The following is a 22,272-nucleotide window of genomic DNA, read 5'->3' on the forward strand; positions in this document are numbered from 1 at the left end:
AATATGAACCTGATTGAACAATTACAAAGCAAAATTGAGCAGGCGAGAACTCTTTATAAAGAGTTCCGTCTGTATGATTTGGGGAGCTTTGCTTTAAACCGTTTTACACCAAAAGATGGTTTTGAGCAGGTTTTAAATGTGCGTTATGGCTTAAAGCCTCGCCATCGTCTAGATATTTATCGTTCTACTAAGCGTTTAGCTCATCGACCACTCATTGTTTTTGTACATGGTGGTGCTTGGCAACATGGTAATAAACGAGACTATTTATTTATAGGTGAAGCGTTTACGAAAGAAGGTTATGACGTTGCTGTCATTAACTATCAGCTCGCACCAAAGAATATTTTTCCAAGTTATGTAGATGACTTAACACAAGCGTTAAACTATTTACACCAGAACCAAGAAAAATTGGAAATCTCGACAGAGAATATTGTGCTTATGGGACATTCGGCAGGTGCATTTAATGTGATGTCTGCTGTTTATCATCCAAAGCCAAATACAATTCAATGTTTAGGTAATATTAAAGCAATTTTTGGTTTGGCAGGTCCTTATCATTTTGATTATAAAGGTGATCCGCTTGCCGAAGATGCTTTTGATCAAAGCATTTCTTATAAAGAAGTGATGCCATATTATTTTGTAAATCAAAATCATATTAAGCATTATCTGCTCATGGCTGAAAATGATCAGCTTGTAAAAAAAGAAAATACCTTTGATCTTGATCAGGCACTTAGACAAAGCGGAAATCACAGTCATATCGCTGTGATTCCTAAAACAGGTCATATTACAATTTTGGCGAGTTTATCGAGTTTTGTAAGTCATTACTTCCGAACTAAACGGACCATTTTGCACTTTCTGGATGAAGTATTCTAAAACATCTGTTTGAGAGCGCAGATTACTTCGCTTGAGTAATCTGCGTAATCATTGCGTGTGCAATACTGCCTTTAAATGGAATTTCAGGTAGCTGATCAAATTTAAAGAACTGCGCATCGGCAATTTCATCTTCTTGCAAAGAAATTTCACCTGACTCATATTCAGCTCTAAATGCAATCATGAGATTGCTTGGAAAAGGCCAAGGTTGGCTTGACATATATTGGATATTTTTGAGTTTAAGTCCCACTTCTTCTAAAGCTTCGCGCTGAACAGCTTCTTCAAGCGTTTCCCCAACTTCTACAAATCCTGCGATCAAGCCATACATATTGGTTTTATTGTGAATAGATTTCGCCAATAAAATTTCATCATCGCCTTTAGTAATGATGGTGATAATACATGGGTTTACACGCGGATATTGGTGGTAGCGACAAGAAGGGCACACCATAGCATATTCTGTAGGGTGTACTTCGGTAGCATGCCCGCAGTGGCTACAAAACTTGTGATTACGTCGCCATTCGAGCAACTGTACAGCACGACTTGCCTGTAAAAATTGTTCTTTTGACCAGTTGGAAATAAGTTGACGAATTGGAACGAGTTGCAGTCCTTCCGGAATGGCTTCTTCACTCAACAGGTCACGTGCAATGACCTGTTCATCATGAGTGAAAAGCAGATCACTTGCTAACTTTTCGACTTTAGGTAATTGAAGGTTTTGGTCAACCAATAATTGTTGATGATGAAAAATATAAGCAAGTGATAACTCAGACATTAAGCTGCCTTTTTTTGAAGTTGTTGACTACTTAGCAATGCTACATCAAACATGGATTGTAGAACAGGCTGTTTATTTTTTAAATTGTCAACTAACATATCTAGCCCAGCTAAAACGTTAAAAATACAGTGAATCTGATCATGATTGAAAGGCTGATTTTGATCGATTTGCTTTTGGACAAACTTGGCAGTTTCAAGCAAAGCATTTTGTTGAACTGTGCTTCCTAAAAATTCAGCCGCGCCAGCCAACTCTTTTAAAGAGCCTGCAATTGCTTCAATATTTTGAGTTTGATCGTTGGCATAGAGAGTCAAACTTTGGCATACAAAATCGGTTAAATTTTTGGTCTCATTCAATAATGTCTGATGTGCTTCATCTAAACGATCTAGAGAGATATTGGTATTGTTCACACGAATTTGTAGACGGTTAGATGAATAATGGCACACCAAAATACCAATGGCATTCATGGCAGATAAAATGCTTTTCATCAACTGCTGAGCATAGTTTTCATTACTCAAGATATTGATTTGGCTTAAACTGCTGGCTTGTTGAGAAAGCTCTGAAGCAGCTTCATTTAAGTTGAGTAATTTAAAAGTATGAGCAAGCTGCATAAGATTGCTTTGTAGTTGCTGAGCTTTTTCTGGTGACATGTTTTGGTAGTTATATTCAATATCATTACGAACTTTATTCATTTCGCTTAAGATTAATTGACTTACCGTTTGCATGGTATCAAAGTCTGGACCATACAAGTGTTGGCTCAGTGCTTTAAGTTGAGTGTCGGTGAGAAACTCATGGCCAATGTTTAACTGACTACGGATATGCTGCGCAAGTTGGTCTTCTTGTCCAATCACGATACTCATGATATCTGCTAGAGCAGTTAAGTTTGCTTCAAAGCCTTCAGGTGAAGCTAAAAATAAACTTATGGCATTTTCAAGGTTAATGAACACACGTAGGCGAGCATCATTTAAAACAAGTTCATCAATATGGCTAAAGGCAGAGTTCACCAATTGCCAGTATTGCTGGCTTGGTTGGCCTTGAGCCATGCTCACTAAATAACTGCCAATCAGTTTAAATGCTTGAAAGTCTCGAGCACTTTCAGTTTTATTTAAAAATTGATGTAGTGATAATTTATAAAGTTGATGGATAAACTGAGTTCTTTCATTAATAAGCACTTCGGGTAACGGTAACTCAAGTGAAACTGTTGAAAGCTTTGACGCAATCTGTTGTCCAGAAGAGGTTAGTGGCTTATTTAAGGCTTTTTCTAAATTATTTAAGGTGTCTAAAAGAAACTGAGGTACTTCGACTTCACGTAAACAGATGAACTCAATATAACGTTTAACCATGGTTGTGCCTTCACTTAAAGCAACAACGTCATCTGTATTGATGCGCTCTGGATTCGCCATAATCTTTTGCATCAACTCGGTTGAATATTGAGTGATTTTTGCCAAATACGGAATATCAATGAGACGTAAGACTTGAGTACATTGTTTAAATTGTTCTAATGCATCATCAATACCAAAAGGGAGAGCCTGTTCTTCAATTAAGGTACTTACAGCGCCTTCCACCAGTTTTATTGAATTATCAATTTCATTTTTAATGATGAGCAACGCTGTTGGATCAAATTGAATCGAATTATGCTCAGACATAAAAATTCCCCTTTGCAAAAAAATCAATTGTTATATTCGTCATGGCTCAATAGTTTGAGCTAAAAATCTATACGACTAATATAACTTAACTTGCAAAAGGGGAAACTAAAAAAACATTAGAGAATCAAAAATTTATTTTGCAAAAAGGCAAGGTTCTCCATGTTTTTTCTCAAATTCTTTGACCCAAGTCTCATGTATGTTTAGCTCTTCATCTGAAGGGTAAATAACAGGTAATTCAATTTGAACTCTAGCTTTGGTCGTTTTTTGCTGGTCACTTTCACTTTGCGATAGGGCATCCATATCAAAGGAAACTTGACCACCTGTCATTGCCAAGTAAACATCAGAAAGAATTTCAGCATCGAGTAATGCGCCGTGGAAAGTACGGTCACGCGCTGGAATTTCATAACGTCTAACTAAGGCATCAAGTGAGTTTTTCTGCCCAGGATGCTTATTTTTCGCTAAAGCTAAAGTATCGGTAACTTCACAAACTTCTGAAAGAGCAGGTAACCCAACACGTTTAAACTCCATATCTAAGAAGTTCATATCGAAGGTTGCGTTATGGGCAATAATTTCTGCGCCTTTTAGGTATTCAAATAAGGTATCTGCAATTTCTGCATATTTTGGTTTGTCGACCAAAAACTCATCTGTAATACCGTGGACTTGAACAGAGTCACCCACTGGTTTTTCAGGATTAATATAAATGTGAATCGAACTACCCGTAAGCTTACGGTTAATCATTTCGATCGCACCGACTTCAATAATGCGGTCACCATCTTGGAAATAGAAACCAGTTGTTTCCGTATCGAGTATGAGTTGTCTTGGGCCTTGTAATTTAAGCTTGGCTTCAGTCATCACAATTTGTGGATGAATATTGGTATTTTGCTGTTGTTCTTCTTGTTCTACAGCCTCAACTACATTCATTTCTTCATCCACAACAATCATCTCAACTTCTTGTGTCTGCTCTAAAGTAACCGTTTCATCTTCGGTTGTTTCAACCAGATCGAATCCGAAAGGATCGTCTAGTAACCAGTCTTGTTCAGGCTTTTTTATATCTTGCGATACAGTGGCTGACTGTGGTTGTTTAAGTTCTTGAGCAGTTTTGTCTGCACCTAAATTCGCAAGTTGGTCAGCCATTTCATTACCTGCATGTCCTGCATGGCCTTTAATCCAGTTCCATTCAATATTTCTACCCGCACAAACGGCATCGAGTTTTTGCCATAGGTCAGGATTTTTAACATCTTTCCAGTTTTTCTTTTTCCAACCATGAATCCATTCTGTAATACCTTGCTTCACATAATTTGAGTCTGTCCAGACAATTAATTGAGCATCAGGAGGGCAAAAAGAAATTCCTTCAATAGCCGCAGTAAGTTCCATACGGTTATTTGTTGTGTCGGGTTCACCGCCAAATAATTTATGTTCACCCTGTTCGGTAATGACATATGCACCCCAACCGCCTAAACCCGGATTGCCACGACATGCACCATCAACATACAGTGTGATTGTTTGAGACATAAATCGAAACCTAAACTGAAAGAAAAAGAGCTGAATTTGGTGTATTGTATACGCAAAAAGTTCGGTTCCATCGTTACAAAGCAAGCTTTTTTTAATTTCTTGTAACATTTCCATGCAAATGACATTAAATTATTGCCTTGTCTATCTTGCATGCTTTACTACAATGGCATCGAAGACCTAGGGTTTGTGGGCAGACCCCAAGAAATATTACGCGAGTTGTTTGGAAGTTTTTATGTATAAACCAACCACATTTGTGTGGCAGCCATCTGCAGCATCATTATTCAAAATTACAGTCCTTAGCTCTGCTTTAGCTGCGTTGGGTATTACAACAGGCTGTTCTTCGACTCCGCAATCTGCAAAAACCTCGAAAACAAAACAGGTGAGTGGAGCAGGCTATCTTGATGCAAGCAGTCTGGACTCTTTAGAAGACTTACTTTCAGCAACAGATATGCGTGCTGTAGAGGGCGACCGTTTACTTATTTTAAAACACGGTGATGTCTGGAAGCGTATGGCTGTAGGCTTCAAAATGGACCTCAATCATTGGGATCCACGTATTGAAGCGCAGCGTAGTTGGTTTATCTCACGTCAGCCCTACCTTGACCGCTTAAGTGCTCGCGCAAGTCGTTATTTATATCATACTGTTAAAGAAGCAGAACGCCGTGGTCTTCCAACCGAACTTGCGTTATTACCAGTGATTGAAAGTTCATATGACCCTGCTGCAACAAGTAGTGCGGCGGCGGCGGGTTTATGGCAATTTATTCCAAGTACTGGTCGTATTTATGGTTTACAACAAACGGGTATGTACGACGGACGCCGTGATGTTGTGGAATCTACTCGTGCTGCCTATGAGTTTTTAGGAAGCTTATATAACCAGTTCGGTTCATGGGAATTAGCTTTGGCTGCTTATAATGCTGGTCCGGGTCGTATTCAACAGGCGATTAACCGAAATCAGGCTGCTGGTTTGCCAACAGACTATTGGTCACTAAAATTACCGCAAGAAACCATGAACTATGTTCCGCGTTTCTTGGCTGTCGCTCAAATTATTAAAAACCCACGCGCTTATGGGGTTTCGTTACCTCCGATTGCAAACAGACCCCATTTCCGTGAAGTTACCTTATCTGCACCATTATCTTTAAATGAAATCGCATCGGTAACGGGCCTTAGCCGTGCTGAGTTATATGCATTAAACCCAGCCTATCGTGGTGAAACAGTAGATCCTGCAAGTCCAATGCGTATTTTGATTCCAGCTGATATAAGTCCTTCAGTGGATAACAAGCTAAAAGGAATGAAAGCAGGTGGAAGTTCAGGCTGGTGGGCAAGTGTTACTTCGCCGTCTAAGCCGACCACAACGACTTCAACTTCAGTCACAGTTAGAACTACTCCATCAACTCCAGCTCAGCCAGTAAGACCATCGACACCTGCTAAAACAAGTAGCAGCTCGGTAACGGTAAAAACTGCAACACCTCGTGGTTCTGATGCACTAGCTGCTTTTGCAGCGTCAGCTGATGTACCAAGTGCACCACGTATTCCTGTTGCGGTCACTCCGGCTGCAAATATCAAACCTGTGAGAACGGAACCGCCAATTTCAGCAACTGAACGCGAGAAAATTTTAGCGGCAGTGCGTGCTGAAGGGGAAAAGGAAACAGTTGATCAGGCTTTGGAACCACAAGCTACTCAAGCTGAAAAAGACCAAGTTGTTGCCGAGTTAAAAGCACTTGCACCTCAGGGTACAGAAATTGTCGATCCGTATGATGGCAAAATTAAGTTAACCGCAATTCAGACCAGTCAATCTGTTGCTGAGCAGCAAGGTAAAGAAGTAAGTAAAGGTTTTGCTTATCCAAAAACTTTAGCTGAAGATGCAACTCTTGCAAACTCTGAAGATGCTCAGCGCAATAAAGATAAGCCTTATATTAAGACTGATACAGATGTTGTGGTTGTACAACCTAAAGGTAAGCGTAGTACTTATACAGTACAACCTGGCGATACTTTAGCAGTTATTGCCATGAAGAATGGTGTGAACTGGCGTGATGTAGCTAAATGGAACCAGATTGACCCTGAAAAGACTTTATTTGTAGGAACCAGTCTATATCTCTATGATGCTAAGCCTCAAGAGGCGGAAACTACGGCAAAATCGGCAGCTAAACCTGATGTCTATGTTGTTCAAGCAAATGACAGTTTAACAGGAGTGGCAAATCAATTTAATTTGTCAGTGAAACAGCTAGCTGAATATAACGATTTGTCTGTAACAGATGGCTTGTTTGTAGGGCAAAAATTACAGTTAAAAGAACCTAAAGGTAATCGTGCTGCTAAAGTAGAGCCAAAGGCAATTCAAGCAAGTACACGTCGTATTGCAACAAAGAGTTATACGGTTAAACGTGGCGAATATTTGAAATTAATTGCAGACCGTTATGCATTATCTAATCAAGAGTTGGCAGACCTAACACCAGGGTTATCAGCTGGTAGTAGTTTAATTGTAGGCCAAAAAATTAATGTACCTGCAAAAGAAATCACTGTTGATGAAGTTGATGACAGCAAGGCTTCTGGTAAATATGAAAAGCTTGCAGCAGGTCCATCATATAAAACTGAAAGTTATAAAGTGCAGCGTGGTGATACATTATCAAGCATTGCGACCAAGTCTAAAATTAGCCTAGCTGAGCTTGCTGAACTGAACAACTTAAAAGCGAACAGTCATGTCCAACTGGGACAAACTCTAAAAGTTCCGGCTGGTGCATCAGTTCCTGATCAATATGTTGTGCAGTCAGGCGATAGCTTAAATGCAATTGCAGCTAAATATAACTTACAAACCAGTTATTTGGCGGATTTGAATGGCTTGTCACGTACTGCAGGCCTTCGTGCTGGTCAGCGTTTAAAATTAACTGGTGAAGTTGAAACAACTAGCAAAGTTTCGGCTAAAAATACCAAAGAAGAAACACCAGAGACCTACACAGTTAAATCTGGTGATAGCCTAGGAAATATCGCTAACCGCTATCATTTACAGTTAGATTACCTCGCTGCATTGAACGGTTTGTCTCGCAACAGTAATGTTCGTGTTGGTCAACGCTTAAAATTAACAGGTGATTTACCAACAGTAGAAACAGCTAAAACGGATACGGCGAAATCGTCCCCAAAAGCTGTAGTTGCAGGAAAAAATACTGAAAAGTACACGGTTAAAGCTGGTGAGTCGTTAAATGCTATTGCGAGTCGTGCGGGTATTTCAGTTCGTGAACTTGCTGAAATGAATGCATTAAAAGCAAATGCCAATTTACAGCGTGGACAAAATATTGTGATTCCAAAAACTGTAGTGGAATACAAAGTCAAACGTGGTGATACCTTAATTGGTCTTGCGAGCAAATATGGTTTAGAAACCACTTTACTGGCGGAACTCAACAACCTAACACCGTCGACTCAATTGCGTATTGGCGATATCATTAAAGTGCCTAATTTATAGAATAATTAGTACTTTATGCAAAAGTTATATTCTCAACTGAGCCTGCTAGTCGGGCTCAGTGTTTTTTCGCAAGTTATATTCTCTGCTCAGCAGACCACGCCTTATATCGCAATTCATTCTAAGCCTAAATATCTGGCAATGGCTGCTATGCCTTATGCCAACCCGAATGCACCTAAAGGCGGAGTATTGAGTCAGGCTGCGCAAGGGACATTTGATAACTTAAACAGTATGAACGGTAAGGGAAATGCGACAGAAGGGGTAAATTATCTTTTTGATACTTTAATGACCCAGTCACTTGATGAAGTGGGGGTGTTATATCCACTTCTGGCAGAAAAAGTTTCGTATGATCCTATAAAAACTCAGTCAGTTACTTTTTATTTAAACCCAAAAGCTCGATTTAGTAATGGGCTGCCCGTAACAGCTGAAGATGTGAAATTTAGCTTTGATACCTATCAAACCAAATCTAATTTTGGTCTACAAATGTATCTTGCAGACTTAGTGAAAACAGAAGTGATAAACCCACATCAAGTTAAATTCACTTTTAAGTCCAGCCATAATCCTAAAATGCCATTTGTTGTGGCGAGTTTACCGATTTACTCAAAAGCAGATTGGCAGAAACGTGATTTTACCCGTATTAGCTTGCAACCGATTATAGGTTCAGGGCCTTACGTTGTTGAGAAAATTGATGCAGGTCGAAGTATTAGTTATAAACGTAATCCGAATTATTGGGCAAAAGACTTACCTATTAATAAAGGGCGCTATAACTTCGATCATTTAAAGTATGTTTATTACCGAAATTGGGATATTGCATTCGAAGGTTTTAAATCTGGGCAATATACCTTGCATGAAGAAACTAATCCTAAAAAATGGGTCACTGACTATCATTTTCCGGCTGTAAAAGCAGGTTTGGTAACGCAATATAAATTTAGACATCATAACCCCATTGCAACCGAGAGTTATGTTTTTAACACACGGCGCAAACCTTTCAATGACATCCGCTTTAGACAAGCTTTAACTTATGCCTATGATTTTGAATGGCAAAATAAAGCTTTGTTTTACGGACAATATCAAAGACTACAAAGTTATTTTGAAAATAGTGATTTGGCAGCGACAGGTCGACCTTCAAACAATGAACTGGCCATACTAAAGCCTCTTTTGCCAAAGCTCTCTCCAGTCATGCAAAAAGCTGTTTTAGCTGATTGGAAATATCCAGCTTCAGATGCCAGTGGTTTTAACCGGCAAAACCTATTACTTGCTAGACAGTTGCTGATTGAGGCGGGTTATAAAATTAAAGAAGGGCAGTTATATACGCCCGAAGGCAAACCTGTACAAATTGAGTTTCTCATTCAGCAAGATGGCAAACAAAGAACACTGATGCCATTTGTAAGAAATTTAAAAAAATTAGGAATTAATATTAATTTACGGCAGGTTGATGCGCCGCAATATTTAGAACGTACACGCCGTTATGACTTTGACATGACTACGATGAATTTGCCGCAATCTTTAAACCCGGGCAATGAACAGGCTCAGTTCTGGGGAAGTGCAGCAGCAGTTCAAAATGGCAACTATAACTACGCTGGTATTCGTAATCCGGTAATTGATGAGGTGATTTCAAAACTGGTCACTGCCAAAGACCGTGAACAGCAAATCACTTATACTCATGTTCTTGACCGATTACTTCGTGCAGGATATTACCAGATCCCGACTTATGGAAAAGGGGATTATTGGTATGCGTACTGGAATATGTATCAGCAGCCTAAAGTGAAACCTGTGCTCTCTGCCGGTATAGAGTATTGGTGGAGTAATGCAAACCAAGCTAAGAAAGTTGCTCAATATTTACATCAACAATAAAAGCACGTACCTAAAGGAAATCCTGTTATATGGGTTCATATATTCTAAAGCGACTTCTTTTAATGATTCCAACGTTGTTCATTATTTTATTGATCAACTTTGTGGTCGTGCAAATTGCACCGGGTGGACCAGTTGAACAGGCAATTCATGAAGTAGAAAGTGGTTTAGGAGCAGGGCGTATATTAGGCACTGAAATGTATTATCAAGGTGCTAAAGGATTAAGTCCTGAAATGGTCGAGCAAATTAAAGCCCAATACGGGTTTGATCATTCTCCAGTAGAACGTTTTTTACTGATGTTAAAAGGCTATTTGACTTTAGACTTTGGACAAAGCTTTTTTAAAGATAAATCAGTGGTTGAGCTGCTCTGGGAAAAAATGCCTGTGTCAATTTCACTTGGGCTATGGAGCACTTTGCTGATTTATCTTATTTCAATTCCACTTGGAATTAAAAAAGCGAAGCAACAAGGGACATGGTTTGATCGTTCCACTTCTTTATTGCTAGTGGTGGGTTATGCAGTACCCAGCTTTGTCTTTGGCATACTGCTTATTGTCTTTTTTGCTGGTGGTTCATATTTTCAGTGGTTTCCATTACAAAACCTAGTGTCAGATAATTTTTATCAATTGAGTTGGTTCGGAAAAATTACGGACTATTTATGGCACATGACGTTGCCGCTTATTACCATGGTGTTGGGTGGTTTTGCCAGCCTAACTTATCTAACCAAATATTCATTTTTAGAAGAGCTTAATAAACCTTATGTCTTGGCAGCTTATGCAAAAGGTTTAAATAGCCAACAAGTCTTATATAAACATGTATTCCGTAATGCCATTTTAGTGGTTCTTGCTGGATTGCCGGAAGCTTTAGCAGGCATTTTCTTTGTGGGAAATCTTTTTATTGAAATTATTTTTCACCTAGACGGTGTAGGATTGTTGGGCTTTGAAGCAGTTGTTCAGAGAGACTATCCGGTTATTTTTGGCGTATTGTTTTTCTTCACGCTGTTTAGTCTGCTTTTACGACTTATTTGCGATGTACTGTATCAATGGATTGATCCGCGTATTCACTTTGACGTACAAGGAGGCAAATAATGTCTTTTATTGTGCGGTCACGACTACAAAAGTTTAGGCAACATAAATTAGGATGGGCAAGCTTTATCTTGTTTAGCCTCATTTTAGTGATGTCCTTGGCTGCTGAGCTCATTGCTAACGACAAACCATTGTTGGTGAAATATGAGGACGCTTATTATTTGCCTATCTTTAAAACATATTCCGAAACCACTTTTGGTGGCGTGTTTGAAACAGAAGCAGATTATAAAGATCCCGCTGTACAAAAGCTTATCAATCATAAAGGATGGGCTATTTGGCCCCTTATAAGATTTTCTTACCAGACTCCTAATTTAGATTTAGCTGTACCTGTGCCATCACCACCTTCTAAGCAGAACTGGTTAGGGACAGATGACCAAGGGCGAGACGTGCTTGCACGTATTCTCTATGGGCTTAGAGTCTCATTACTTTTCGGCTTGGCTTTAACAGGTTGTGCAGCACTACTTGGTATTTTTGTGGGTGCTATACAAAGCTACTATGGTGGCTGGGTCGATTTGTTAGGGCAACGGTTGGTAGAAGTTTGGAATGGTTTACCCATGCTCTTTATGGTCATGATTTTCGTCAGCATGTTTACCCCAAATGTATATTGGCTATTTTTTATTATGCTGTTCTTTAGCTGGACTGTACTTGTGGGAATTGTCCGTGCCGAATTTTTAAAAGCGCGTCAACTTGACTATGTGCGTGCGGCTCAGGCTTTAGGTGTAACTGATAGAGCAATTATCTTTAAGCACATTTTGCCAAATGCCATAAGTTCTAGTCTATCGCAGTTACCTTTTATTTTGACGACTAATATTATTGCTTTAACCGCACTCGATTTCTTGGGCTATGGTTTGCCGCCAGATGCAGCCTCTTTAGGTGAGTTGTTGTTGCAAGGTAAAAATAACTTAGACGCACCGTGGTTGGCTTTATCTGGGTTTTTTAGCTTAGCTTTTGTATTGTCATTATTAATTTATATTGGGGAGGCGGCACGTGATGCATTTGACCCAAGAAAATAACTTAAATGTAGATGCTAGATTGCTAAATATAGAAAACCTTTCAATCTCTACGCAAGATCAGCCTTTATTAGAAGGTCTCAATTTACACTTACAAGCTGGTGATACGCTTGCAATTGTAGGTGAGAGCGGTTCAGGTAAAACAATAAGCTGTTTGGCAATGATGGGATTATTACCAGAAAAATTAAAAACATCTGGTCGTATTATTATTGATTCAAAGAATATTTTAGAAATAGACGAAAAGACGCAAACACATATACGCGGCCGCCAAATTGCCATGATTTTTCAGGAGCCTTCTACGGCTTTAAATCCATTGCATCGTGTTGAAAAAATTGTCGGTGAAAATTTTATTTTACAAGGTGGGTCAAAAGCGAAAGCTCAACAGCAGGTAATTCAATTATTAAAAGATGTAGGAATTGCTAATCCAGAGTACATTTTAAAGCGTTATCCGCATGAACTTTCAGGTGGTCAAAAACAGCGGGTGATGATTGCGGCTGCGCTAGCTCTTCAACCTAAAATTTTAATTGCAGATGAACCAACTACCGCGCTTGATGTGATTTTACAGACGCAAATTTTAGAATTATTAAAATCTTTGCAAAGCAAATATGGTATGGCGCTGATTTTAATTAGCCATGATTTAAATTTGGTACGCCGTTATGCTGATGAACTGATTGTATTACATAAAGGACAAGTTGTAGAGCAAGGTAAGCTTCAACAGATTTTTGAACACCCAACTTCAGTTTATACCCAGCAATTGTTAGATCATGATCTTGGTTTCGCTGAGCAACATTCAACTAGTCATAAAATTTTATCTGTTCAACAACTCAATGTTAAATATCCAATACGACGTGGTTTCTTTAACCGAATTCAGGGTTATACCAATGCGGTTGAAAATGTAAATTTTGAGCTTGCTCAAGGCGAAGCATTAGGCATTATGGGTGAAAGTGGATCCGGAAAATCTTCATTGGCTTTGGCTCTGGTTCGATTAATTAAAAGTGAGGGACAGATTAACTTTCTAGGGCAAGATATCAACCACTTAGAACAAAAAGCTTTACGCAAGATCAGGTCAGACTTACAGATTGTTTTCCAAGATCCATTTGGTAGTCTAAACCCACGTATGACGGTAGGGCAGATTATTGCTGAAGGGTTAAAAGTCAAAGCGATAACTGATAAAGAAATTAAACAGCAAGTTGAATCAGCTTTGATAAAAGTTGAGTTGGCAGAGGGCTTTCAACATCGCTATCCACATGAACTTTCTGGTGGGCAACGACAACGTGTTGCTTTAGCGCGAGCTTTAGTAGTTCGACCTAAACTTTTAATTTTAGATGAACCAACGTCTGCCTTAGACCGAACCACGCAAAAAGCGATGATTCAATTATTACGACGTTTACAGCAAACAGAGCACTTGAGCTATATTTTTATTAGTCATGATTTAAATGTGGTCAAAGCACTGTGTCATAAAGTGATGGTATTACGACATGCAAAAGTTATGGAATATCAGCCGACTGAGCTGTTGTTTAATGCCCCAAAAACTGAATATACCAAGCAATTAATTGCGGCAAGTTGTTAAATTTATTTAATAAGGTTGTGTTTTATAAAAATAAATTTTATTTAAATTTTTAATGCAAAAAGTTGCATTTTTTTATATTTTTTAAATTTGACATGTGCTATTGTCAGTTATCGATTTCCCCTTGACATGACCTATAACTCATCTAAATTAGAGTAATTGCTCTAAAATATTAAAAGAGGTTAACCATGAGCCAGATTGCACAACCAATCACAATTCGAAATACCACATTTAAAAACCGGATTATTAAAGGTGCAATGAGTGAGGCACTTGCAAACTATGAAGCCCAGCCGAATGACTTACATTTAGGTTTGTATGGTGCATGGGCCAAAGGTGGTTTGGGCTGTGCGATTACTGGAAATGTTATGGTCAATGTAGAGGCCAAAAACGAACCTGGGGTAGTGGTGATTGAAACCGAGCGTGACCTAGAGCGTTTAAAAGAATGGGCAGCAGTCGGTAAACAATATGGGATGGTACAACTTATTCAATTGTCTCACCCTGGGCGTCAGTGTCCAAAGGGCCTAAATAAAGAAACAGTTGCACCTTCGGCAGTTCCTTTTAGCCCAGCTTTAGCGACTATGTTTGGTACTCCACGTGCTCTTACGCATGAAGAAATTTTGGATATTATTAAACGTTTTGCGACTGCTGCTCGTATTTGTGAAAAGGCGGGTTTTGAAGGGGTACAGTTACATGGTGCACATGGCTATTTAATTAGCCAGTTTTTATCACCATTAACCAATAAACGTACAGACCAGTGGGGTGGTTCAATCGAAAACCGTACTCGCTTTTTACTAGAAGTTTATAAAGCAGTACGTGAAGCAACTTCTGATAATTTTATTATTTCAGTTAAGCTCAACTCTGCTGACTTCCAACGCGGCGGTATTAGCGAAGAAGATGTGATTTCGGTATTTAAAGCAGTTGATGAAGCAGGGATCGACTTAATTGAAATCTCAGGTGGAACTTACGAAGCACCTGCAATGGCTGGTGCCAAAGCTGATAAACGTAAGGCAAGTACTATTGCACGTGAAGCGTATTTCTTAGACTTCGCTGAAAAAATCCGTCAGCATGTAAAATGTAAACTTATGGTGACAGGTGGCTTCCGTACAGTAGAAGGCATGAATGCTGCTCTAGCAAGTGGGGCATGCGACTTTATTGGTATTGCTCGTCCACTTGCTGTTGAAACAGATTTAACTGACCGTTTAATCGCAGGCCAAGACGTTCGCTACGCCGTAAAACCAATTAAAACAGGGTTACCTTTTGTCGATAAAATGGCAATTATGGAAATTATTTGGTACGCGGCACAATTTAAAGCCATTGGGCAGGGTAAAAAGCCAAATCCTAAACTGTCACCTTTAATCGTGTTTTTAAATTATGCCAAGGGTAATATTAAGGCTGTTGTTCAAGGACGCGTGAATTCACGTAAGTCAGCGTAAAAATTTCTTAAAGTAAAGGTACTATTTCTAAGGATGAAATAGTACCTTTATGCTCAATTTAGAACGTATAGCTCATACCTAATTGAACGGTACGTGATTCACCCGGATAAGCATATAAATTGAAAGCACTTTCATCATAAACTTTATCAAAAATGTTCTTCACATCTAAGTTAAGACGAAGTTTTGGTGTCGCCTGATAATAAGAAACCAAATCTGTAACTGCATAACCTTTCATGGTATAGGTACTATTAGCTGTCTGACCTGCACGTTTATCAATATATTTTTGATTGATGCCTAGACCTAAGCCTTGTAAAGGGCCATCTTGAAATTCATAGATATTTAAAAGATTAAAACTATTTTTTGGAATATTGGCTAGAGCTGTTCCTTTTTGCAAAGTATTGTCTTTAGTTACTTCCGCATCTGTATAAGCATATCCACCAATAATTTTCCAAGCTGGTGTAATTTGACCAGCAATATTTAACTCAATGCCACGGCTACGAACTTCGCCAGCAGCGACTTTATAAGCTGAATCAACAGGGTCTAATGTTAATACATTTTCTTTATTAGCATAAAAAATAGCGGAATCAATCGATAACATATTATCAAGTGCTTGCCATTTAAAACCTAACTCGTAAGCCGTACCTTCTTCAGGATCAAAACCTTCTCCGTTACGGCTGGCGCCAGTATTTGGTTTAAAAGATTTTGCAGCATTGCCATAGAGTGAAAGGTCATCACTTGCTTTATAAACTAAGCCTAAACGTGGAATAAATGCATCATGACTGGTATTCCAGTTGGTAGTATTTGGTAATAGGTTTTTGTAATCGTGCTCGTAATGTTCAAATCGTAAGCCTAAGAGTGCGCTTAAACGCTCATTTAAGCCGATTTGGTCTTGTACAAAAAGGGCCGTTGTTTTTAAGTTTTCACGGTCATGTGTGGTTACACGATTGAGCTCAGGTAAAGGTTGCCCTAAAACTGGATTATAAATATTAATAGGGTAGCTACCGATATCTCCGCTTGAGCGAATAATGTATGACTTATAATCATAATTTTCATATTCAAGCCCAGTCACTAAAGTATGGGCTAAACCTAAAAGCTGAAAATTACCTGTGAGATTAATTTGGGCATCGGTATCTTGCCATTTTAATTCGCGATAATTGTAATTTCGCCCTAATGTTTCTCCGTCATTTTGAATGCCATTTGCTTCTACTGCATAGCCATGCAATTTGCCATTTAAATATTGCACGCCAGCATTTAGCTTCCAGTCATTCCCAAGGTCATGTTCAACTCGTAATTGAGTCATATTGTTATCATTGTAGAGTCGATTGTAGTATTTACCCGTTTCCCATAAATAGGTTTCTGGTGAGCTATTAAAAGATTTCTGTGTTGGATAACGTGTATGACCACGGTCGAGTGGATGTTGGTTTCTTAAAATATCGGCTTCAAAAGTAACCTTGGTGGCATCAGTAGCTTGCCATTGAATGACTGGTGCAATTCCATAACGTTTAGATTCGACATGGTCACGGTAACTATCCCCACCTTCTGCAATTACATTTAGGCGATAACCGATATTTTCTGCATCGGGTACAGTACCTGTCGTGTCTACGGTAGTGCGATATAAACCTTCACTACTGAGCTGTGCCCCTAAAGTGGTTTGTTGCTCAGACTTTGGTGTTTTAGAAATTAAGTTAAACGTACCGCCTGGGTCACCACGGCCATATAAGCTAGAAGAGGGGCCACGTAAAACGTCTACACGTTCAATTGTGTTGCTATCCGGCGCATTTGGATAGCCACGGTTAATTGGAAACCCGTTTCGATAAAACTCACCACTGGTAAACCCGCGCATGTTAAAACCAGTTAAACCTTGACCACCAAAGTTATTAGCACGAGTCACGCCACCAGCTAAATCAAGTGCTTCAACTAAGCGAGTTGCACCAATATCTTCAATTACTTTTTGGGTTACCATGCTCACAGATTGCGGGGTATCTTGTAATGCAATTTCACTACGCGTAGCACTACTGGAACTATCCACTTTATAAGTCTGGTCAGATGCCTGTTGGGCTTTAATTTTGATAGTTGCAAGAGTAGTTGAAGAGTTGTTCGTGTCTGCAAAAGCAGCTGGAATACAGCATAGTTGTGCAATACTCAGGGAGAGAAGGCGAAGCTTAAGATCCATTTAAAACCTTTTTGATAATAAATATCAGTATAAAAATAAGAATTATTATATTGTAAAACGATGTAAAGGAAATACTGGATCAGTGATATATTTGCACAAGTGTATTTTATTTAGAAATAAAGAAAAATATAAAAAGAATAAGAAGACAGAACTTAGAGAGAAAAATTTTATATGAAGAGAATATGGCGTCCCTACGGGGATTCGAACCCCGGTTACCGCCGTGAAAGGGCGATGTCCTAGGCCTCTAGACGATAGGGACGTTGAGGATGGCGGTATCTTAAGAAGCCGCCACCAAACTGTCAAGGAGGTAAGGAGACAGTTTGTTCAAAATATAGCAAAACAGTTCAGCAGTCTTTTGAGTATCGTATAAAGCAGAGTGTGCTTCTTTACCATCAAACTCAATTCCAGCTTGAATGCATGCTTTTGCAAGTACAGTTTGTCCAAACATTACTGCACTTAAAGTGACCGTATCCATCACTGAAAAACTATGGAACGGGTTTTGGTTTTTTGTGCCTGAGCGAGCAATGGCCGCTTGTAAAAACCCAAGGTCAAAATGCGCGTTGTGGCCTACGAGTACTGCATGAGTACAATGTTGCTGTTTACGAACTTCATTGACCGATTTAAAAATGCGACGTAAAGCAGTTCTTTCATCTTCAGCCATTGCAATACGCATTGGGTTGAATGGGTCAATACCAATGAAGTCTAGCGAACGGCGGTCGAGGTTAGCCCCTTCAAAAGGGTTAATATGTGCATGAAATGCAGGACCAGGGACAAATTGTCCCTGAGCATCATACACAATCGGAATGCATGCGATTTCTAGCAATGCATCTGTCTGGGCATTAAAACCTGCCGTTTCAACATCGACAACAACAGGTAAGAAGCCACGAAAACGTTGGCCAATGACCGGGACAGAGTTTTCTTGTGTCACACTTTTCTCCATTGCAGCGTTTTCCCGGCATGCAGCGGGATGATTTTTTGATTATCTAAATAATCAAAAGATTCTGGAACGAGGTTATCTTCTTTAACCAAAGTAATGGTAGAAGTATTACGTGGTAGACCGTAGAAGTCCGCACCAAAATGGCTAGCAAAACCTTCTAGACGCTCTAATTTACCGACTTGGTCAAATGCTTGTGCATAAAGCTCAATTGCATTTGGTGCACTATAGCAGCCTGCACATCCACAAGCATTCTCTTTTGCATTTTGTGCATGAGGAGCGCTATCTGTACCTAAGAAAAACTTAGGATTACCGCTTGTCGCCACTTCAAGCAAAGTCGTTTGATGCGTTTGACGTTTTAAAATTGGTAAACAGTAGAAGTGCGGTTTAATACCACCAACCAACATATCATTACGGTTAAATAATAAATGTTGTGGAGTGATTGTTGCCGCTACATTACGGTCTTGTTCTAAAACAAAGTGTGCTGCATCACTGGTAGTGATGTGCTCAAGCACAACTTTAAGCTTCGGGAACTGTTTCAATAGAGGTGATAATACCTCATCTAGGAAGCGTTTTTCACGATCAAAAATATCTACATGATTATGAGTTACTTCACCATGAAGCAATAACGGAACTTGATGCTCTTCTAATTGCTCAATGACTGCATAAACTTTACGAATATCACTCACACCATTATCGGAGTTTGTGGTCGCACCAGCAGGATAAAGCTTAATCGCATTTACATGTTCTGATTCTTTAATTTTACGAACTTCATCTGGTGAAGTGTGGTCAGTAAAATAAAGCACCATACGAGGGTCAAAATTATTGCCTTCTGGAACATGAGCAAGAATGCGTTCGCGATAAGCTAAAGCTTCTTCTACTGTTTTTACAGGCGGTACAAGGTTAGGCATACAAATCGCGCGGGCGAATTGTTTAGCCAAATCTGGAACAGTACGTTTTAATGCTAAACCATCACGTAAATGTGCATGCCAATCATCTGGCTGGAGCAGGGTAATAGAGTTCAAGGCAGTTCAAACTTCGAAATAAAACAAATGATAATCGATAAAGTGTGAAAATGGTAACGAGAATTACGGACAAATGGCAAAATAAAGCGCAGGGAGCTTTAAAAAATAATGTTATATTTTGTTAATGCAGAATATGTAGGAATCGACTAGTGGCGAATAGGGGAAATGTACATCAATTACTCAAATCTAAAGAAGAAATCGAGTATTTGGTCACTCTACATACCCATCGTTATGCCAATATGCCTTTGCCCAAACAACTGGAAAAAAAATTCTGGTGTTTAAATCTTGATCGAACTAGACAGAACATCTCAAAGTTTCTAGCAAGTGGTGTACTCACTTATTTAATTTTTATTTTATTGGCCCTGCCGACCGACTATTTAGTGATTGGGGTACCTTATATTACTTTGGACTTTATTCATTGCTTACTTAGCGCAATGAATATTGCACTTGCCCTGTTATTGTTCTGGGTTTTTGCCAAATTTACAAAACTCTCCGAGCACTTTTATTTAGCTGCATGTGGTATTGTATTTTTAACCATTATTATTAATGCGATGTTATTGCTTAGTGTCGGAAATATGGCGCTTAAGAACCAGTCTATGTTGCTTCTTTCATTTTTATATATGCTCGGGTTCATATTAAGCGGTATTAAACCTTTGCATATGCTTTGTGTTGGTTTATTGGCAGCATTTTTAGTTTTTGCTTTTCTTATTTTGTTAGATGTAAATTGTGATTATATTGCGCTGGGCCGTGCTTTGTTCGGTAGTTGTATTTTAGGTTTCTCGATTAGCAGTATGCTCATCTCAAGAGAAAGGAGCCTTTTTTTAAATAACCAGCTTGCTGAAATTAATGAACAGATCTTACGGATTGAAGCGTCGGAGTTATTGCATTTAAGCCAGCAGGATGCCCTGACTCAAATTTCGAATCGACGTACATTTGATGAGATGTTTGATTTTTTCTACTACCGAGCAAATCAAGAGAAGCGTCCTTTAGCTGTTTTATTTATTGATATTGATTTTTTTAAAAACTATAACGATTTTTACGGGCACCAGATGGGAGATAAAGTCATCTCTAGCATTGCCGCAGCAATTAAAAACTCAATTCGTCATGTCGATTTTGTTGCGCGTTATGGGGGCGAGGAGTTCGTTGTACTTTTACCTGAAACACCTGCACAGGGTGCTTATTCAGTGGCTGCAAATATCTATAAAGCCATTGAGCGGCAAGCGATTCCTCATGCAGCTTCTTTAGTGTCGAAGTATGTCACTATCAGTTTAGGGTTTACCGTATATACGGGTGGGCTAAAGATGGGACAAGATAGGCTTATTCATGCGGCAGATCAGGCTTTATATCGGGCAAAACAGCTTGGTCGTAATCAAATTTATTATCAGCCATTACAGGTCGCCGAAATTGCCTAACTTAACTTTAAGTATAAAAAAGCCACCTATTGAGGTGGCTTTTTTGACCTTATAAGAAATTATTTTTTCTTATTGTCTAATTGAGGTACAGCAGAACCTTGACCGATTGAAAGCAAGCCAGCATCTGTATAGATACCTAGTTTTGCACGTGTATCGGTAATGTCGAGGTTACGCATAGTCAACTGACCAATACGGTCCATTGGCGTAAACATTGAATCACCTTTTTCCATTGTTAAACGTTCAGCTTCGTACGTTAAGTTTGGAGATTCAGTGTTCATAATGGTGTAGTCATTACCACGACGAAGTTCAAGTGTTACTTCACCAGTAATCGCTTTAGCTACCCAACGCTGTGCAGTTTCACGCAACATAAGCGCTTGTGAGTCGAACCAACGGCCTTGGTAAAGTAAACGGCCTAAACGTAAACCGTTAATGCGGTATTGTTCGATCGTATCTTCGTTGTGAATACCAGTAACCAAACGCTCGTAAGCAATATGAAGAAGGGCCATACCTGGTGCTTCATAGATACCACGAGATTTCGCTTCGATAATACGGTTTTCGATTTGGTCAGACATACCTAAACCATGGCGACCACCAATACGGTTTGCTTCAAGAATAAGCTCAACCGGATTGTCAAAACGCTGACCATTTAATGCAACAGGTACACCTTCTTCAAAACGTACAGTCACTTCTTCTGGTTTGATTTCAACTTCTTCTTTCCAGAAAGCAACGCCCATGATTGGGTCAACGATTTTGATACCTGCATTTAGGTATTCAAGATCTTTTGCTTCGTGAGTTGCGCCCAACATGTTTGAGTCAGTTGAGTACGCTTTTTCTTTTGACATTTTGTAGTCAAAACCGTTGTCGATGAGGAACTGTGACATTTCTGCACGGCCACCAAGCTCATCAATAAAGTTTTGATCTAACCACGGCTTATAAATTTTAAGATTTGGGTTAGTCAACAAACCATAACGATAGAAACGTTCAATATCGTTACCTTTATAAGTTGAACCGTCACCCCAGATGTTTACGTCGTCTTCTTTCATGGCAGTAACGAGCATAGTACCTGTTACTGCACGACCGAGTGGAGTTGTATTGAAATAAGGAACACCACCTGTACTGATATGGAATGCACCACACTGAATTGCAGCAATACCTTCAAGCGCCAATTGTAAGCGGCAGTCAATCAAGCGAGCTTTTACAGCGCCATATTGTTCTGCTTTCTTTGGAATTGCATCGTAGTCATCTTCATCTGGCTGGCCTAAGTTTGCAGTATATGCATAAGGCTCAGCGCCTTTTTGTTTCATCCACAATAAAGCAGCTGAAGTGTCTAGACCACCGGAGAAGGCAATCCCAACTTTTTTGCCTACTGGTACATGCTGCAAGATAGTTGCATTATCAGTCATTGCTAATCCTAACATTTATGAAAAAGACCCCGTTGAGGCGGTCTCGAGAATTCTGAATGGCGGCTATTGTAGCACTATTCATGGTGCTTTTTTTGGCAAAAAAAGCATTAATTCACTTGTTCTGATGGCTATTTATTATTTAAAGAAAA

At 39.3% G+C, this 22,272-nt stretch carries 15 protein-coding genes and 1 tRNA gene; 8 read left to right on the forward strand and 8 right to left on the reverse strand.

The features are described from left to right. The first annotated feature begins 3 nt into the window (after positions 1-3). Complete coding sequence (locus tag EGT34_RS17260) at positions 4-867, forward strand: alpha/beta hydrolase (protein WP_001048902.1); 864 nt, start codon at positions 4-6, stop codon at positions 865-867. Positions 868-889: 22 nt separating this feature from the next. Here EGT34_RS17260 and nudC read toward each other — a convergent pair whose 3' ends face one another. The 3 genes from nudC to dnaQ all read right to left on the reverse strand — a co-directional run bounded on the left by nudC (position 890) and on the right by dnaQ (position 4,788). After that, positions 890-1,633, reverse strand: a complete 744-nt coding sequence (gene nudC / locus EGT34_RS17265) for an NAD(+) diphosphatase (protein WP_001292948.1) — start codon at positions 1,631-1,633, stop codon at positions 890-892. Then, a complete protein-coding gene (locus EGT34_RS17270) occupies positions 1,633-3,276 on the reverse strand; it encodes a hypothetical protein (protein WP_001289244.1) in 1,644 nt (547 codons plus the stop codon). The genes nudC and EGT34_RS17270 overlap by 1 nt, the downstream gene beginning before the upstream one ends. A gap of 132 nt (positions 3,277-3,408) precedes the next feature. Beyond that, a complete protein-coding gene (gene dnaQ, locus EGT34_RS17275) occupies positions 3,409-4,788 on the reverse strand; it encodes a DNA polymerase III subunit epsilon (protein WP_000084042.1) in 1,380 nt (459 codons plus the stop codon). Positions 4,789-5,020: 232 nt separating this feature from the next. On the opposite strand from dnaQ, the gene EGT34_RS17280 reads away from it, so the two are divergent. From EGT34_RS17280 to EGT34_RS17305, 6 genes are all read left to right on the forward strand, one after another. Next, positions 5,021-8,236, forward strand: coding sequence for a lytic transglycosylase (locus EGT34_RS17280; protein WP_024437407.1), 3,216 nt, complete (start codon positions 5,021-5,023; stop codon positions 8,234-8,236). 15 nt (positions 8,237-8,251) lie between these two features. Next, entirely contained in the window at positions 8,252-10,087 is a 1,836-nt protein-coding gene (locus EGT34_RS17285; RefSeq protein ID WP_001171030.1) for an extracellular solute-binding protein, read from the forward strand. A 29-nt stretch (positions 10,088-10,116) separates the two neighbouring features. Beyond that, entirely contained in the window at positions 10,117-11,169 is a 1,053-nt protein-coding gene (locus EGT34_RS17290; protein ID WP_000536104.1) for a microcin C ABC transporter permease YejB, read from the forward strand. Further along, positions 11,169-12,179, forward strand: coding sequence for an ABC transporter permease (locus EGT34_RS17295; protein WP_000008510.1), 1,011 nt, complete (start codon positions 11,169-11,171; stop codon positions 12,177-12,179). The genes EGT34_RS17290 and EGT34_RS17295 overlap by 1 nt, the downstream gene beginning before the upstream one ends. Next, the gene (locus tag EGT34_RS17300; protein ID WP_000550793.1) at positions 12,157-13,746 is read left to right on the forward strand and encodes an ABC transporter ATP-binding protein; all 1,590 of its coding nucleotides are present in this window, start codon (positions 12,157-12,159) and stop codon (positions 13,744-13,746) included. The genes EGT34_RS17295 and EGT34_RS17300 overlap by 23 nt, the downstream gene beginning before the upstream one ends. A gap of 185 nt (positions 13,747-13,931) precedes the next feature. Continuing rightward, the gene (locus EGT34_RS17305) at positions 13,932-15,176 is read left to right on the forward strand and encodes an NADH:flavin oxidoreductase/NADH oxidase family protein (protein ID WP_024437406.1); all 1,245 of its coding nucleotides are present in this window, start codon (positions 13,932-13,934) and stop codon (positions 15,174-15,176) included. Positions 15,177-15,234: 58 nt separating this feature from the next. On the opposite strand, the gene EGT34_RS17310 is transcribed toward EGT34_RS17305, so the two are convergent. The 4 genes from EGT34_RS17310 to pyrC form a co-directional block, all read right to left on the reverse strand. Continuing rightward, on the reverse strand, positions 15,235-17,349 hold the full coding sequence (locus tag EGT34_RS17310; protein ID WP_000364465.1) for a TonB-dependent siderophore receptor: 2,115 nt from the start codon (positions 17,347-17,349) through the stop codon (positions 15,235-15,237). A 183-nt stretch (positions 17,350-17,532) separates the two neighbouring features. Beyond that, positions 17,533-17,608: transfer RNA gene (locus tag EGT34_RS17315), tRNA-Glu, on the reverse strand. Between the two features lie 18 nt (positions 17,609-17,626). Continuing rightward, positions 17,627-18,289 (reverse strand): ribonuclease T, encoded by a 663-nt coding sequence (rnt, locus tag EGT34_RS17320; protein ID WP_001982681.1) that lies wholly within the window; start codon positions 18,287-18,289, stop codon positions 17,627-17,629. Then, positions 18,274-19,308, reverse strand: a complete 1,035-nt coding sequence (gene pyrC / locus EGT34_RS17325; RefSeq protein ID WP_001084867.1) for a dihydroorotase — start codon at positions 19,306-19,308, stop codon at positions 18,274-18,276. The genes rnt and pyrC overlap by 16 nt, the downstream gene beginning before the upstream one ends. 149 nt (positions 19,309-19,457) lie before the next feature. Between pyrC and EGT34_RS17330 the strand changes: the two genes are divergently transcribed. Then, positions 19,458-20,720, forward strand: coding sequence for a diguanylate cyclase (locus tag EGT34_RS17330; protein WP_000013374.1), 1,263 nt, complete (start codon positions 19,458-19,460; stop codon positions 20,718-20,720). A gap of 59 nt (positions 20,721-20,779) precedes the next feature. Here the strand turns inward: EGT34_RS17330 and argG are convergent, their stop codons facing one another. Continuing rightward, positions 20,780-22,138 carry an argininosuccinate synthase gene (gene argG / locus EGT34_RS17335; protein ID WP_001986427.1) on the reverse strand — a complete coding sequence of 453 codons (1,359 nt, stop codon included), beginning with the start codon at positions 22,136-22,138 and terminating at the stop codon, positions 20,780-20,782. Positions 22,139-22,272: the final 134 nt, after the last annotated feature.

The sequence above is a fragment of the Acinetobacter sp. FDAARGOS_558 genome, assembly GCF_003937785.1.
Classification (GTDB): domain Bacteria; phylum Pseudomonadota; class Gammaproteobacteria; order Pseudomonadales; family Moraxellaceae; genus Acinetobacter; species Acinetobacter baumannii.

Coding starts and splice junctions, on each gene's coding strand:
- EGT34_RS17260 (WP_001048902.1), top strand. CDS start 4: ATGAACCTGATTGAACAATTACAAAGCAAAATTGAGCAGGCGAGAACT.
- nudC (WP_001292948.1), bottom strand. CDS start 1,633: ATGTCTGAGTTATCACTTGCTTATATTTTTCATCATCAACAATTATTG.
- EGT34_RS17270 (WP_001289244.1), bottom strand. CDS start 3,276: ATGTCTGAGCATAATTCGATTCAATTTGATCCAACAGCGTTGCTCATC.
- dnaQ (WP_000084042.1), bottom strand. CDS start 4,788: ATGTCTCAAACAATCACACTGTATGTTGATGGTGCATGTCGTGGCAAT.
- EGT34_RS17280 (WP_024437407.1), top strand. CDS start 5,021: ATGTATAAACCAACCACATTTGTGTGGCAGCCATCTGCAGCATCATTA.
- EGT34_RS17285 (WP_001171030.1), top strand. CDS start 8,252: ATGCAAAAGTTATATTCTCAACTGAGCCTGCTAGTCGGGCTCAGTGTT.
- EGT34_RS17290 (WP_000536104.1), top strand. CDS start 10,117: ATGGGTTCATATATTCTAAAGCGACTTCTTTTAATGATTCCAACGTTG.
- EGT34_RS17295 (WP_000008510.1), top strand. CDS start 11,169: ATGTCTTTTATTGTGCGGTCACGACTACAAAAGTTTAGGCAACATAAA.
- EGT34_RS17300 (WP_000550793.1), top strand. CDS start 12,157: ATGCATTTGACCCAAGAAAATAACTTAAATGTAGATGCTAGATTGCTA.
- EGT34_RS17305 (WP_024437406.1), top strand. CDS start 13,932: ATGAGCCAGATTGCACAACCAATCACAATTCGAAATACCACATTTAAA.
- EGT34_RS17310 (WP_000364465.1), bottom strand. CDS start 17,349: ATGGATCTTAAGCTTCGCCTTCTCTCCCTGAGTATTGCACAACTATGC.
- rnt (WP_001982681.1), bottom strand. CDS start 18,289: ATGGAGAAAAGTGTGACACAAGAAAACTCTGTCCCGGTCATTGGCCAA.
- argG (WP_001986427.1), bottom strand. CDS start 22,138: ATGTTAGGATTAGCAATGACTGATAATGCAACTATCTTGCAGCATGTA.